Origin of the sequence: Algicola sagamiensis DSM 14643 (genome assembly GCF_000374485.1) — a bacterium.
GTDB lineage: Bacteria > Pseudomonadota > Gammaproteobacteria > Enterobacterales > Alteromonadaceae > Algicola > Algicola sagamiensis.
Genome location: NZ_KB894491.1, coordinates 61,527 through 75,612, shown reverse-complemented (window position 1 = coordinate 75,612; position 14,086 = coordinate 61,527). Strand labels below are relative to the sequence as shown.

11 protein-coding genes are annotated in these 14,086 nt (G+C 43.0%); 5 read left to right on the top strand and 6 right to left on the bottom strand.

Going from position 1 to position 14,086, the window contains the following annotated elements; all coding sequences use genetic code 11:
- Positions 1-193 precede the first annotated feature (193 nt).
- Positions 194-1,636 (bottom strand): 16S rRNA (cytosine(1407)-C(5))-methyltransferase RsmF, encoded by a 1,443-nt coding sequence (rsmF, locus tag C505_RS0100300; RefSeq protein ID WP_026317618.1) that lies wholly within the window; start codon positions 1,634-1,636, stop codon positions 194-196.
- Positions 1,637-2,031: 395 nt separating this feature from the next.
- Between rsmF and prpB the strand changes: the two genes are divergently transcribed.
- The 3 genes from prpB (at position 2,032) to C505_RS0100285 (ending at position 5,642) form a co-directional block, all read left to right on the top strand.
- The gene (gene prpB / locus C505_RS0100295) at positions 2,032-2,922 is read left to right on the top strand and encodes a methylisocitrate lyase (RefSeq protein ID WP_018690594.1); all 891 of its coding nucleotides are present in this window, start codon (positions 2,032-2,034) and stop codon (positions 2,920-2,922) included.
- Positions 2,923-3,003: 81 nt separating this feature from the next.
- On the top strand, positions 3,004-4,128 hold the full coding sequence (gene prpC, locus C505_RS0100290) for a bifunctional 2-methylcitrate synthase/citrate synthase (RefSeq protein WP_018690593.1): 1,125 nt from the start codon (positions 3,004-3,006) through the stop codon (positions 4,126-4,128).
- Between the two features lie 65 nt (positions 4,129-4,193).
- Complete coding sequence (locus C505_RS0100285) at positions 4,194-5,642, top strand: bifunctional 2-methylcitrate dehydratase/aconitate hydratase (protein ID WP_018690592.1); 1,449 nt, start codon at positions 4,194-4,196, stop codon at positions 5,640-5,642.
- Positions 5,643-5,706: 64 nt separating this feature from the next.
- Here the strand turns inward: C505_RS0100285 and C505_RS0100280 are convergent, their stop codons facing one another.
- The 4 genes from C505_RS0100280 to C505_RS0100265 form a co-directional block, all read right to left on the bottom strand.
- The gene (locus tag C505_RS0100280; RefSeq protein WP_018690591.1) at positions 5,707-7,674 is read right to left on the bottom strand and encodes a methyl-accepting chemotaxis protein; all 1,968 of its coding nucleotides are present in this window, start codon (positions 7,672-7,674) and stop codon (positions 5,707-5,709) included.
- Positions 7,675-7,742: 68 nt separating this feature from the next.
- Complete coding sequence (chrA, locus tag C505_RS0100275) at positions 7,743-8,942, bottom strand: chromate efflux transporter (protein ID WP_169336975.1); 1,200 nt, start codon at positions 8,940-8,942, stop codon at positions 7,743-7,745.
- 25 nt (positions 8,943-8,967) lie between these two features.
- A complete protein-coding gene (locus tag C505_RS0100270) occupies positions 8,968-9,834 on the bottom strand; it encodes an MBL fold metallo-hydrolase (protein ID WP_018690589.1) in 867 nt (288 codons plus the stop codon).
- 63 nt (positions 9,835-9,897) lie between these two features.
- Positions 9,898-10,419: a GrpB family protein gene (locus C505_RS0100265; RefSeq protein ID WP_018690588.1), complete on the bottom strand. Its 522-nt coding sequence runs from the start codon at positions 10,417-10,419 to the stop codon at positions 9,898-9,900.
- A 125-nt stretch (positions 10,420-10,544) separates the two neighbouring features.
- Between C505_RS0100265 and C505_RS20935 the strand changes: the two genes are divergently transcribed.
- Both C505_RS20935 and C505_RS0100255 read left to right on the top strand, forming a co-directional pair.
- Positions 10,545-11,435 carry an MBL fold metallo-hydrolase gene (locus C505_RS20935; protein WP_018690587.1) on the top strand — a complete coding sequence of 297 codons (891 nt, stop codon included), beginning with the start codon at positions 10,545-10,547 and terminating at the stop codon, positions 11,433-11,435.
- Between the two features lie 72 nt (positions 11,436-11,507).
- A complete protein-coding gene (locus C505_RS0100255; RefSeq protein WP_018690586.1) occupies positions 11,508-12,200 on the top strand; it encodes an SIMPL domain-containing protein in 693 nt (230 codons plus the stop codon).
- Positions 12,201-12,207: 7 nt separating this feature from the next.
- On the opposite strand, the gene C505_RS0100250 is transcribed toward C505_RS0100255, so the two are convergent.
- Complete coding sequence (locus tag C505_RS0100250; protein WP_026317616.1) at positions 12,208-13,977, bottom strand: ABC transporter ATP-binding protein; 1,770 nt, start codon at positions 13,975-13,977, stop codon at positions 12,208-12,210.
- Between the last annotated feature and the right edge of the window lie 109 nt (positions 13,978-14,086).

The following is a 14,086-nucleotide window of genomic DNA, read 5'->3' as shown; positions in this document are numbered from 1 at the left end:
AATGGCTCATTGTTGAGCCGTGCGCTAACTCTTTACTGTGTGTGGCTGTCTTGCCAGGAAGTTATTTAAGTGTAGACAAGACCCTCTTAAAAGGGAAAAAAATGCTCAAAAAATAACCTCTTTAATATCAGTCGTTTAGCTTACCCTTGATAATTTTATTCATTTTTTTACACAAAGATTTCAACGCTTATCCTCACGTTATTAACCTCTGGTCACGAACAAGTTCTCGAGGCAGGTTATTCTTTATCCTGCTTTTTTGCCACTTTCCAATGCCAACCGGATGGTTGTCATACATTAGGATCACCTCTCCCTGTTTTTGGGTTGTGCTTTGCAGAGGAACATCTTTACCTTGATACACAACCTTGAACTCTTCTGTGGATAAGTTGTATATATTTTGTGTGCAATCTGTGCCAAACGTCATCGCAAACTCATGGCTCATACGAAAGCCTTTCGTAAACTTTTCCGCAACTTTCAAGCCGATACGGTCAAATTTGATTCTCCCAAACAGTGGGATAATTTCATTTGGCACAATCCAATACTCTTTTCCTCTGATCATCAAAGACATTTGAATGGGCAAGGTCAGCTGATAATGCTGTTTCAGGTATTGAGCGAACTCAGAAACTTGCTTTTTCGTTGCAAAGTCAAAAGGCAGCTTACCTAATTTGCGTGTTGGGGATTCAGGCAAGGGGACAGGCTCAGTTTTGCGGATCCTTGCCACAAAAAAACCTTCGCTATCATAAACCTGTGGCCAAATGTGAAGAAAACCTTCCTTAGTTGTACATTCCTCGGCTCCAGGAAATAGTGTCGTCAAAGGTTCAAATGAAACCGATTCAGGAAACTCATGCAAAAGGTATTCACAAATGTCTTGGTTTTCTTCGTGGCTTAACGTACAGGTTGAATAGACGAGTAGGCCACCTGGCTTTAATGCATGAAAGGCATTTCGGATCAGATTTTTTTGAACGTCTGCAATCGCGAGAATACTTTCCTGATTCCAGTTTTTTAATGCATCTTCGTCTTTTCTAATCGTTCCTTCCCCAGAGCAAGGGGCATCGAGGAGAATACTGTCGAAAGTCTCAGGAAGGTAAGGACCAAAGACGCAGCCATCAAAATGAGTCAATGCAACATTGCGGATACCACACCGTAAAATATTGGAGTAAAGCCCTTTGATACGGCTGGAGGAAAACTCATTCGCGATAATGAGTCCTTTTCCTTGGGTATATGCTGCCATTTGTGTTGTCTTGGAGCCTGGGGCAGATGCAACGTCCAAAAATCGCTCGCCTTCGAGCATACCATCATTCAACATAGCAAATGGCGGCATCATGGAACTGGCTTCCTGAATATAGAAAAGCCCAGCCAAGTGTTCTGCGGTATTACCTAGTGGAATTGCAGCTTCCTCATTTTCAGGTCTTTGTATCCAGAAGCCTTCGTGGCACCAAGGTACAGGCGTCAACTGCCAAGACTTTTCTTGGACGCGTGATAGAAAGTCTTTCACAGAAATCTTTAGTGTGTTGACACGGATGCTCTTTCGCAGTGGCTTTTGACAGCTTGAAATGAAATCTTCCATCGACAGGTGTGCGGGCATGATGCTTGCCATTTTCTGTAAGAATTCATCAGGAAGGTAGCTGTTTGGATTCACTTTCTGGTCCTATCATTCAATCAAAAATCCGCGCGATTCTAACATAAATGCCAGGCTCTGTTGATCTTTCATCATATGTGAAAAATTTTAATATTGATGGACCAATGAAATCATACTTTGAGGTGATAAATTGAGTGACTATTCATGCTTGTAAACGATCATATACATGCAAAATGATGATATTACTCTTAGTCTGTTGACATCACAGTCAATAGGGCATCCAATAGAATGATTTGGTTGTACCCTTCGGGCGATCATGTTGTATTGTTGGATCACATAAGAAATAGTTATGCAAAAAGGCTTAGGCCTTGGATCCCTTTGATGCCCCTTGGCTACAGGAAGTACCAAATTGCATTGCAAAGATACATACTGACGAAGCGATAGGGGAGCCATGTATGTCGAAACAACTCTCACCGGGTAAAAAGCTCAAAGACGCCATTTCGGAAAATTCACCTTTGCGGGTTGTCGGAACCATCAATGCTTATTGTGCGATGATGGCAGAAAGACTGGGCCATCAGGCGATCTACCTCTCTGGCGCTGGCGTTGCAAATGCTTCCTTCGGACTGCCAGACCTTGGGATCACTTCAGTGAATGATGTGACGGAGGATATACGCCGGATCACAGACGCGAGTTCACTGCCATTACTTGTTGATGCAGATACAGGATGGGGCGGTGCTTTTAATATTGCTCGAACGGTCAGAGAATTTGAAAGAGCGGGTGCGGCTGGACTACATATCGAGGATCAGGTTGCACAAAAGCGATGTGGCCATCGACCAAACAAAGAAATTGTGACTGCTGCTGAAATGGTTGATCGTGTGAAAGCCGCTGTGGATGCGAGACGGGATGAAGACTTCTTGATTATGGCAAGAACGGATGCACTCGCGCAAAAAGGCCTCAATGCAGCAATTGATAGAGCACAAGCCTGTATAGAAGCAGGTGCAGATGCAATTTTTGCAGAAGCAGTGACTGACTTAAAGCATTATCAAGCATTTTCTACCGCTTTGGATGTGCCAATTCTGGCAAATATTACTGAGTTTGGGAAAACACCGCTCTATGACACAAACCAGCTGGCAGAAGTTGGTGTTGATATTGTCCTGTATCCGTTAACTGCATTTAGAGCAATGAACTTTGCTGCAGCAAAAGTGTACCAACACTTATTGGAACACAATGACCAAAGCGATTTAGTTGATCAAATGCAGACGCGAGAAGAGCTGTATGATTTTCTCAATTACCACGACTTCGAGAAAAAACTCGACGCGCTGTTTTCTCAATCCAAACAAAAATAAACACATCAACGCTTGATCATCAATGAGGGATCCATGATGAGAACAGGCCGAACTGTACCCGAATAAAACTCAGGGGGAAACATGGTTGACAAAAAATTAGGTGGTGCTGGTTTACGTGGGCAAGTGGCTGGGCAGACGGCATTGTGTACCGTTGGTATTTCTGGAACTGGGCTCACTTATTGTGGATATGACATTCAGGACTTGGCGGAGAACACGACCTTTGAAGAAGTCGCTTATTTGCTCAAACATGGCGAGTTACCGAATGCAGGCGAACTGGCAGAGTACAAAGCAAAACTCAAATCATATCGTGGTATGCCAACAGCCTTAAAAGAAGTCTTAGAAAGGATCCCGAAAGACGCACACCCAATGGATGTGATGCGTACGGGATGTTCCATGTTAGGCAATTTAGAACCCGAAGAAAACTTTGACCAAGCAGGTGATCGCATTGACCGTATGGTTGGGGTTTTCCCGAGTATTATCTGCTACTGGTATCGCTTTAGTCACGATGGCGTTCGGGTCAAGACGGAGACGGACGACGACACTATTGGTGCTCATTTCTTACACATGCTCCATGACGAAAAACCTTCAGCACTCCATGAGCGTGTGATGAGTGTTTCTTTGATTTTATATGCTGAACATGAATTTAATGCATCAACGTTCACAGCACGGGTTTGTGCATCGACCTTATCTGATATTCATTCTTGTGTTACTGGCGCGATTGGATCCTTGCGTGGGCCGCTCCATGGCGGTGCGAATGAAGCAGCGATGGCATTGATTGAAACCATGAAAGATCCTGATGATGCAGAGCAATCCTTAATGGGAATGCTTGAGCGAAAAGATAAAATTATGGGATTTGGTCATGCGGTTTACCGCGAGTCTGATCCGAGAAATGCTATTATCAAGAAGTGGTCAAAGGAACTTGCGCAGGAATTCGGAGACTCCCGTTTATATGATGTGAGCGAACGCTGTGAGGCAGTGATGTGGCGTGAGAAAAAACTCTTTCCGAATGCTGACTTCTTCCATGCCTCTGCCTACCACTTCATGAAAATTCCAACCAAACTGTTTACACCAATTTTTGTGATGTCGCGTGTTACAGGGTGGACATCTCATGTTTTAGAACAGCGCTATAACAACCGGATCATTCGCCCAAGTGCAGAATATACAGGGCCAGGTGAGCGCAAAGTAACCCCGATTGAGCAGCGTTAATTAATTGATGAATAACCCGCCATTGGCGGGTTTTCTGAATAAAAAAGAATTCAAAGGAGTACGCAATGAGCATGAATGTAGAACAAAATGAACGCCCGGATTATGATCGTGTGATCCAGGATATTGCAGACTATGTGATGGACTATCAAATTGACTCTCTGGAAGCGATGAATACAGCGAGGAATTGCCTTATCGACACACTCGGTTGTGGGTTATTGGCGCTGCGCTTTCCTGAGTGTACCAAGCATCTAGGCCCAATTGTCCAAGGTACAGTAGTGCCAAATGGGGCACGCGTTCCAGGGACTCAATTTGCGCTTGATCCGGTCAAAGCGGCCTGGGATATCGGGTGTATTATTCGCTGGCTTGATTTTAATGATACCTGGCTTGCTGCGGAGTGGGGGCATCCTTCAGATAATTTAGGCGGAATATTGGCTGTTGCGGATTATTTATCCCAATCAAGAGTGTCGCAAGGGCTTGAGCCGCTGACGATGAAGACTGTTCTTGAAGCAATGATCAAAGCGCACGAAATTCAAGGTGTTTTGGCGTTGGAAAACTCTTATAATCGAGTTGGCCTTGATCATGTGGTGTTGGTGAAAGTTGCCTCAACAGCGGTTGTTACATGGCTCAAAGGCGGCAACCGTGAGCAGATCATGGCTGCAGTGAGCCAGGCTTGGGTGGATGGCCAAGCGCTTCGTACTTATCGACATGCGCCAAATGCTGGCTCGCGCAAATCTTGGGCGGCAGGCGATGCAACCTCAAGAGCGGTTCGATTAGCGGATATTACGATGCGAGGTGAAATGGGGGTTCCTGGTGTATTGAGTGTGCCGAAATGGGGTTTCTACGATGTCTTGTTTAAAGGGAATGAGTTCCAGTTTCAGCGACCTTATGGCACATATGTGATGGAACAAATCTTGTTCAAGATTTCTTTCCCGGCAGAATTCCATGCTCAGACAGCTTGTGAGTGTGCTCGCATCTTACATCAAGAAGTGAAGGGACGATTGCATGACATCGATCGGATTGAATTAACAACTCATGAGTCGGCTATCCGTATCATTTCAAAAGAGGGACCATTGGCAAATCCAGCGGATCGCGATCACTGTTTACAATATATGGTTGCGATACCATTGATCTTTGGCCAATTAACGGCAGAGCATTATGAAAATGATTTCCATCAGCGCAACCCGATCATTGATGAGCTACGAGAAAAGATGGTAGTCACAGAAGATAAGTGCTATAGCGAAGAGTATCATGATCCAGACAAGCGCTCGATTGCGAATGCGATTCAGGTCTTCTTTCAAGATGGTACATCAACTGAACGTGTTGAGATCGAATATCCAATTGGGCATCGATTACGCCGTGAAGAGGGGATCCCAGTATTGGAAGATAAGTTTTATCGAAACCTGTTAACACGATTCCCACAGCAACATGCAGATGATATTTTTGCTCTATGTAAAGATCAACAGCTTCTTGAACAAACACCAGTGCATGATTTTATGGCGAAGTTTGTGATCTAGTTGTATCAGCTCGACGTTTCAGTCAGAGGAAACCAAGAACAGGTCCCGATTGTGCTTCTTGGTTTCACTTTACAATATAACTATCGATCTTATCACGCATATCCATTGCAATTTCAGCTAAGATGCCAGCAGATTCAGCAATTTGTTTTGCGCCAGACACGTTATCAGATGCTTGTTCATCAATACTCGTGAGGTTTGCATTGATCTCTTGGATCACGGTATTTTGTTCGCTGGCCCGGTATGCCACACCAGAGGTGATCCCTTCAATTGACTCCATATTACTCACAATAGTTGAAAGAACATGATTGACATTTTCAGCGCGACCGACTGCAATATCTGCTTTTTTCTTGCCATGTTCAATGACTTCAATTGCTTGATTGGCACCAGATTGTAACTCAGCAACGATCGTAGATATTTCAAGTGTGGATTGCTGCGTTCTTTGGGCCAAATCTCGTACTTCTGATGCGACAACTGCAAATCCACGACCTTGGTCTCCAGCCCTTGCCGCTTCAATTGCTGCATTCAACGCTAACAAGTTGGTTTGTTCTGCAACGGATTGGATCACATTGACCATGCCTGAGATGTTACCAACGCGATGATTCAGGTTTTCGATAGATTCACCAAGGTTGTCAACTTCCAAAGCAAGCTCTTGTATGCCAGCGACAGCTTGCTTGACTGCGTCTATACCAGAGCTAGTATCGGTGGCTGCGACTTTCACCGTCTCATTTCCCTCATTCATCGAATCGGTGACTTCATTCACGCTCACGCTCATTTCTTCAGCGGCGCTAGCGATGGTAGACACATCTTGTTGTTGCTTTGATAGGCTCATTTCTGTTGAGCTAATTGAAATTGCAGTTTCGTGGGTCGCAGTTGCAATTTTCGAGGCAAATTCTTGGAATGTTGATAAATCAGTCTTAAATTTATCAATGATGGCATTGATATCTTGGCCAGTCTGGCCAAGCTGATCATAGCTGATTGCTTCGACATCATTCGTTAAATCATTTCGATTGAGCACTTCATCGATGACTTCTTTGATATTTTGTGACTGGCAGCGATTGAGAGAAATCAACTGATACACAATGTATGCTGAGAGCAGAACGATTGCGCCCATTAAAGAATCAAATGAAAGCTGTTTTAGACTGTCATTTTCGATTGTGGTGGCTTGGGCTGAAATCTTGGATACAATTTTCTCTTTTGTGTCTTCCAGAAGGTTAATTCGATCGGTCGCAGCCTGAAACCAAACCATTGGGTCTTGGTTAAATCCACTTTGCCGGCTGATTGCAATTTCCCGAAACCGCTCAACAGCTTGTTGTTCAGGCGAATGAAGGAACGCTTTGTAGTAATCACGAATATTTCCAGGGGCTATTGCGTAAGACGATGTAAAATAAGTGTTTTGCTTTGTGACTAATTCAACAAATCTTTTATAGGTTTGTGGTGTAAATGCATCGCTTGCGAATACATTGCTTAAGATAGCACGTTCAATCCCAGCTTGTTCTTTCCCATAAGCGAAACTGTAAAGTGTCATAAACTCTTGTGTAATTAAGGTAATGCGCGAGTGGGTAGCTATCCAAGCGTTAAGATCAAGGACGATTTTAATTTTACTCGTGTAGTACTTGAGTGCTTCGGGGAGTTGTATATTTAGTGAGGAAATCCGTTGGCGGATATCGTCTCTTTTTTTCAGGAGTTGAAGAAATTCTTTCAAGGCTTTGATCAACTCAGGCTCGATATCATCACGATTTAAAAACTGTTCTAATTCGGCTAATTTTTTATCCGTCAGTTTGCGCTGTTCAATGATCTCGCTTTTAAATTTATTCCCTTTACTTCCTAAGTAGCCAGCAGACATGCCACGCTCTTTTTGCATTTCGTGAATCGCTTTACTTGTCAAACGAACGAGATCAGAGTAAATCACAACATTATGCGAATCTTGAAAGTTTTTCCTAGCAATATTGACCTCTATCCCTAATAAAATTGTAAACAAGATACAAGGAATAAAAATGAGTACAACTAAGTATTTGGATAGCCAGCGATACATAAAGATCATCACCTTGGTTGTTTGACTCTAGTATAGATATTGATCCGCGATCTCATCACTATTTTTAATTAAAACAATAAAGAAGAACTGCAAATCACACCAGCAAGAAGCGCAATGAGTGGAATACGGGTTTTCATGATGATAAAAATAATGAATGAAAACAAGACGTCAAGCGGTTCATGGATACTTGAAACGATGATGGGGTTAATGAGCGCAGCGCTGAGTAGACCAACGACACCTGTATTAAGTCCTGCAACCACAAACTGAACATGCACTGATTGCTGTATCTTTAGCCATAATGGCAAAATGAATATCAGTAGCAAAATGGAAGGGAGGAAAATGATAACGATTGCGATTAGTCCACCAAAAACCCCGTAACTCCCGCCATCAATAGAACTACCAAGGAAAGCAGCAAAGGTAAATAGAGGACCAGGAATTGCTTGAGCTGCGCCATAGCCGGATAAGAATGTTTGTAGCTCAACCTGACCACTCTCAACAAATTCAGCCTCTAATAAAGGAAGAACAACATGCCCTCCGCCAAAAACAAGGGAACCCGCACGATAGAATGAATCAAATACTTGAACGGCGTGAACATTAAAGCCAGCCGCGACAACTGCCCCAATGATGAATATGCTGATGAAAAGTGCAAACGCAATAAAGCTGGCTTTTTTGTTGATATCGAATGAGAGTTGTTTTGTTGATTGTACTTGGGGAATATTGCGAAGAAAGCAATAACCAAAAAGACCAGATAATCCGATCACTGATAATTGTGATAGTGGATGTTCTATCCATAAGCAAAGACATAAAGCAATGAGCACCCAAATGCGCCGACGAAAGTCAGGACATAATTGCTGACTCATTCCCCAAAGTGCATGCATAACCACTGCGATCGCAAAGAGTTTTAAACCATGAAATAGACTGAGCTCACGCCATGATTGTTCTGGAGATAAAACAAAAGCCAATCCGATCATCAGCAGTGCAGAAGGGGCTGTAAATCCAACCCATGCTGCGAGTGCACCAAGGTAACGCCCTTGCTTTAAGCCAATCGCCATACCAACTTGGCTGCTTGTTGGGCCAGGAATAAATTGGCATACTGCGACGAGGGATGCAAAATCTTCATTTGCCAGCCAATGTTTTGTTTTTACAAATGTTTGATGAAAGAAGCCGATATGAGCAAGTGGCCCACCGAATGCGGTGCAACCCAGCTTTAAAAAAGTCAAAAAAATGGTCCAGAGCGATATTGTTTGTTCGTGTTTTGGTATAGCCATTGACTGCGTCATTGATGCTGTGGTCTTAGTTTGTCTTCAGGTCAGGTCGCCACCCCATGCCAGACTCTTCGATGAGTCGTTCGTAAACACCTTCGATATTGAGTGGAAGCCATGCCTCGTATTGCCGGAAATCTTTAAATTCGTCTAAACGAATTTCCTTTTGCATCGCTTCTAATGTTTGTCCTTTTTGGATCCCAAGAACCACAGCATGATGCAGTGCTTGAAGGTAGTTGAAATAACGTCTCAGTTTCGGTTTAGTGCCAATATCTGCATGCCCACCAACGAAATGCTTAAAGTCCAGTTGAAGTACTTCATGTGTTGAATTGATGGTGCCAACAATGTCATAACTCCATAGTTTTTTCCAAGGCATTCGGCCAACAAGGGCCCAGTCAACAACGAATAATGTTTCTTCTTTCACAAAGAGCATGCTGATTGAACCGCGTCCATCATTCGGCCCATGATATCGAAGCTGCACTTCATGTTCACCAAGAAACAAAGACATTTGATCTTGAAAGGTGACTTCGGGCACAACCGTTTTTGTTTTTGTCGAAACGATATCTTGACGTGCCAGATGGTGCGCAATAAAAACCGTATGTGCCTCTTTGAACACCTCAGCACCATAAATATGGTCAGCATGATTATGACTGTATATGACATATTTGACAGGAAGATGAAAACGCGTCTGTATTTCTTTTTTGAGCCAAGTTGCCGCTTTTTGATTCATGGGATCAGTTACAACAACCCCTTGAGGGGTGACCAAAAAGACCGAGCGGTGTCTATCGTCAACAAACCGGTATAGTGAGCCGCTGATCTGCTCAATTTTAAAGGGCTCTGCAATTGCCCACCCAGCTTGCCAAACAAGAATGAGCATTCCTAGAAAATAACGATACATAATCAAAGATCCAACTCACATATGAATAATGTGAGTGTGATCAAAGAACTGCGGTTGTCCAGTTTATCGACTCTTTACCCACCCAAGGGCTTTTTGTTCATGCTTAACAACAAAGTCATGCTTATTGAGGCAGTAGATATCGTTATCATGATTGCAAGTCCGTGCGATTTCATATTTGAGGGACCCATAACTTCGAGCAATTTCAGGGTGCGCGATAAGATAATCACGAAACGCGAGATGACGAATGACATGCAGGCTTCCTGTTTCAAAAGCATGGATATGATGGGTCCGTAAATTTCCTCCTTTGGGGAAGAAACGTCGCCCAGGGATACCCAGCTCACCTTTGGGTTCATATCCGAATAAAATAAATAAGTCAGACTTTTGATCAAGCAATGTCAGATCATCGGTTTCTATCAAAATATCAATGATTGGTTTTGCAGCGAGACCAGGCACAGCGGTGCTACCGATATGATGGATTGCATAGATGCTGTCAGCCAGCGATTGTTTTAACTGCTGAGACTCTTCTTGAAATTGTATGGGCCAGTGTTCTTGATAGGGAAAAACTTCAATTTTACGTTGTAACACGATGTTCTTCTTTAGAAAAAAGTCGCAGTTTATCATATTGTTGAAAATACAACATTTGTTGAATGGGAATTGTGTGGATTGGAATTTAGGATCTGAAGGATTCAAAAATATGCGAAGGACCACCGATGAAAACAAACATTCAGCCCTTTTTTCATCCTGCCAGTTCCACCATCAGTTATATCGTTTTTGATGTTGAAAGTCGGGCTGCGGTGATCATCGACAGTCCACTGGATTTTTGTCCACAATCGGGTGTTCTGAGCACACAATTTGCGGATCAACAGATCGAATTTATCCATGCGCAACGTTTACATATATGCTGGATATTGGAGACCCACGCTCATGCGGATCACTTAACTGCGGTAAGCTATCTCAAACACAAATTGAATGCAAAGATTGCTGTCAGCGAAGACATTGTTCAGGTTCAAGCATCATTTCAATCCATCTTCAATCTATCCCAGCAGACAATACAAAAATCAAAACAAAGATTTGACCGACTTCTCTGTGATGAAGAGGAGCTGACTTTCGGTCAAACTATACTCAAAGTAATCAAAACACCAGGTCATACACCAGATAGTTTAACCTTCTTGATTGAAAATCATGCTTTTATTGGCGATACCCTGTTTATGCCGGATATTGGATCTGCTCGTTGTGACTTTCCAAAAGGGAGTGCTGCCACTTTATATAACAGTATTCAGCGAATTTATGCGTTACCCGAAGAAACAATATTGTGGATGTGCCATGACTATCAACCCAATGGTCGAGATGTTGCTTATCACATACCACTCAAAGAAATGCGGGAGAAAAACCTGCATATTCAGCACACAACAAATTTGGATGCGTTTGTATTGCAAAGAGAAGAGCGGGATCGGGGTTTAGCTGTTCCAAAGTTGTTATATCCAGCAATTCAAGTCAATCTGTGTGCGGGTACTTTGCCACAGGATGATCATGGGCAATGTTTTTTGAAGATCCCTGTGACTTTATCACAGCCAATCGAATGGGCTAAATTGAATGATTGAACATTCCAGTTCAGATTGAGTCAGACTGTCTATTCAAAGAATATATTGATCGAATAATAGGATAGTGAGAACATGAAAAAACGATTACTCCTCACACCACTCATGGCTCTTCTTGCGACTTCCCCTGTTTTTGCAGCCTCAGAGCGACTGATGGAAGATGTGCTCAGTGTGACTGGTAAAGGAAGTATTACCCATCCCGTAGATTTAGTGACGTTGAACTTTTCTTTTGAGCAGCGTTCTTCGTCGGTCGAAAAAGCAAAAGGCGTGGTAGACCATAAAGTTGATCTCTTTACTTCTCAACTTCTCAAGTTGGGTGTTGATCCATCCAATATTCAGGATGCGACCTATCGTGTTTACCCACACTACGACCAAAAGAAATCATCGAGTTCTGTTGAATTTCAAGTCACCCGTGGCGTAGCTTTAGTCTTGGAAAATTTAAAGCTTTACGCGAACGTTTTAGAAATGGCGGCAAATGTCGGTGTGACGCATATCGGTCATGCGGCTTATTCAATTAAAAATGAAAGCGAAATCTACGAGAAAGCACTCCGAGTCGCCGTAGAAAATGCGAAAAGAAAAGCGCAGCACTTGGCGAATGTAAGTGGCCGTAAGCTCGGAAAAATTATCGCAGTGACGGAACAGTCAGGATATGCACCTGCACCAATGATGGAAGGGGTGATGATGGCTGCTAAGTCTGGAGGCCGCAATTATCACCATGGGGGAAATTATGTTGAAGCCGCAGTTTCCGTCACATTTGATTTAGATTAATCGAGTCTCACCCATAGAGTGTTCGGTAAAGACCATCTTGGTGGATCAGTTCTTGGTGGTGGCCAGATTGCACAACCTGCCCATCTTCAAAAACATAAATTTTATCTGCCTGCTGGATTGCACTCAAGCGGTGAGCGATGATGATCACTGTTCTATCCGTGAAATATTCAGATAACGCGGCGTGTAATCGCGCTTCTGTTTTCGTATCTAGCGCTGATGTGGCTTCATCGAGAATAATCATATTGGGCTCAGAAAGCAGCATCCTCGCAATGGCAAGTCGCTGCTTCTGTCCACCTGAAAAACGAACGCCTTGATTGCCGATAATCGTATCTAATCCATTTTCACAGCTTGCAACAAATTGATCGAGCTGAGAAATAGCAAGGGCTTGCCAAAGGTCTTGATCAGCATGCTCATTACCCATGCATAGATTCTCTCGAATCGTGGCATTAAACATCCCCGGGTTTTGTAAGACGGTCGCAATATTTTCACGAACACGTGAATAACCAATTTCTTCAACAGGAATATTATCAAAGGCAATGTTACCTTCTTGTTTTTCATACAAGCCAAGCAATACCTGCACGAGTGTGGACTTGCCGCCACCACTTGCACCGACAATTGCAATTTTTTCGCCAGCAGGGATAGTCAGATTCACATTCTCGAGTACTTGCGTGTTTTCTTGATAGTGAAAAGAAACATTTTCCATATGAATCGAGCATGGTCGCTGTTTTTGGAATGGATCGTGAATTGCCGGGTGTTGTTTTTCTTCTTGTAAAAGAAGGACTTCATTGATCCGAAGCAACGCGGCATTTGCAGCAAAATATGAATATTGGATATTCAAAAGCTCCTGGACCGGACCAATCATAAACCAGAGGTAACCGAATACAGCGAAGATTTCTCCGACGGATAAATCTGAATAAATCACCATTAAAATGGCGATGGCTCGAAATACTTCAAAGCCTGAAAGAAAGGTGGTGAAGCTCAGTTTATTTGCAGCATCACTCTTCCAAGAAAACTGAATGGCATTCTGTTTGAGCTGATCTGCGGCATGACTGACACGATCAAAATAGCCGGATTGGCGATTCGCTGTTTTCAGTTGCTGAATTTGGTCGAGCGCTTCCGTTAAAGATGCTTGAAAAACCTCGAATGCCTTGTTTTCGTTCTTTTTCAACTCTTTGACATTTTTACCGATTGCACGAGATAAATAGATCACAAAAGGATTGAGAAGGAGGATAATCAAGCCAAGCAACCAGTCAATCCAGAGCAAAATGATTGCTGTCCCAATAATGGATAGGACACTAACGACAATTTTTGAGAGTGTTTCACCGATAAACTTATCAATGGTTTCCACATCAATGACACATCGGGAGGATAAGCTACCACTTCCCAAAGACTCGAATTCGAGCAAAGCGACTCGTTTGAGTTTTTTGGAGAGTTTTTCTCGAATTGAAAAGGAAATTGTTTTCCCAATAAACGCAAATTGTTTGGTGTGGGTAATGTTTAAAGTCAAGGATATTAAACGAAGCAAGAGTGCGATAATCAACAAAGCGACAACATAGCCAGTTGGTGTATGCCAGATTTCAGGAATGAAGGATTGCAAAAAAGGCAGCAAATGGCCTTGCTCTTTTAAGATGATCTCATCGATAGCAAGGGGCATGAGTAGAGGAAGAGGGATACCAAAACAGGTTGCTAATAAGGCAAGCGCATTTGCCGTAGATAACGCCTTTCTGTGTTTCGCCACTTGCCTGCTGATAGATTTCCAGCTCAAAATCTGCGTCATAATTGCTCACATGACCGAGAAAATTGTAAAAATCGAATGAATTTTGCCACGAGAGGTTTCTATTCTTCTTAAATAAGGTTAGTTTTAAGGGCATATTATTTCTTGATGA

Coding starts and splice junctions, on each gene's coding strand:
- prpB (WP_018690594.1), top strand. CDS start 2,032: ATGTCGAAACAACTCTCACCGGGTAAAAAGCTCAAAGACGCCATTTCG.
- prpC (WP_018690593.1), top strand. CDS start 3,004: ATGGTTGACAAAAAATTAGGTGGTGCTGGTTTACGTGGGCAAGTGGCT.
- C505_RS0100285 (WP_018690592.1), top strand. CDS start 4,194: ATGAGCATGAATGTAGAACAAAATGAACGCCCGGATTATGATCGTGTG.
- C505_RS0100280 (WP_018690591.1), bottom strand. CDS start 7,674: ATGTATCGCTGGCTATCCAAATACTTAGTTGTACTCATTTTTATTCCT.
- chrA (WP_169336975.1), bottom strand. CDS start 8,942: ATGGCTATACCAAAACACGAACAAACAATATCGCTCTGGACCATTTTT.
- C505_RS0100270 (WP_018690589.1), bottom strand. CDS start 9,834: ATGTATCGTTATTTTCTAGGAATGCTCATTCTTGTTTGGCAAGCTGGG.
- C505_RS20935 (WP_018690587.1), top strand. CDS start 10,545: ATGAAAACAAACATTCAGCCCTTTTTTCATCCTGCCAGTTCCACCATC.
- C505_RS0100255 (WP_018690586.1), top strand. CDS start 11,508: ATGAAAAAACGATTACTCCTCACACCACTCATGGCTCTTCTTGCGACT.
- C505_RS0100250 (WP_026317616.1), bottom strand. CDS start 13,977: ATGACGCAGATTTTGAGCTGGAAATCTATCAGCAGGCAAGTGGCGAAA.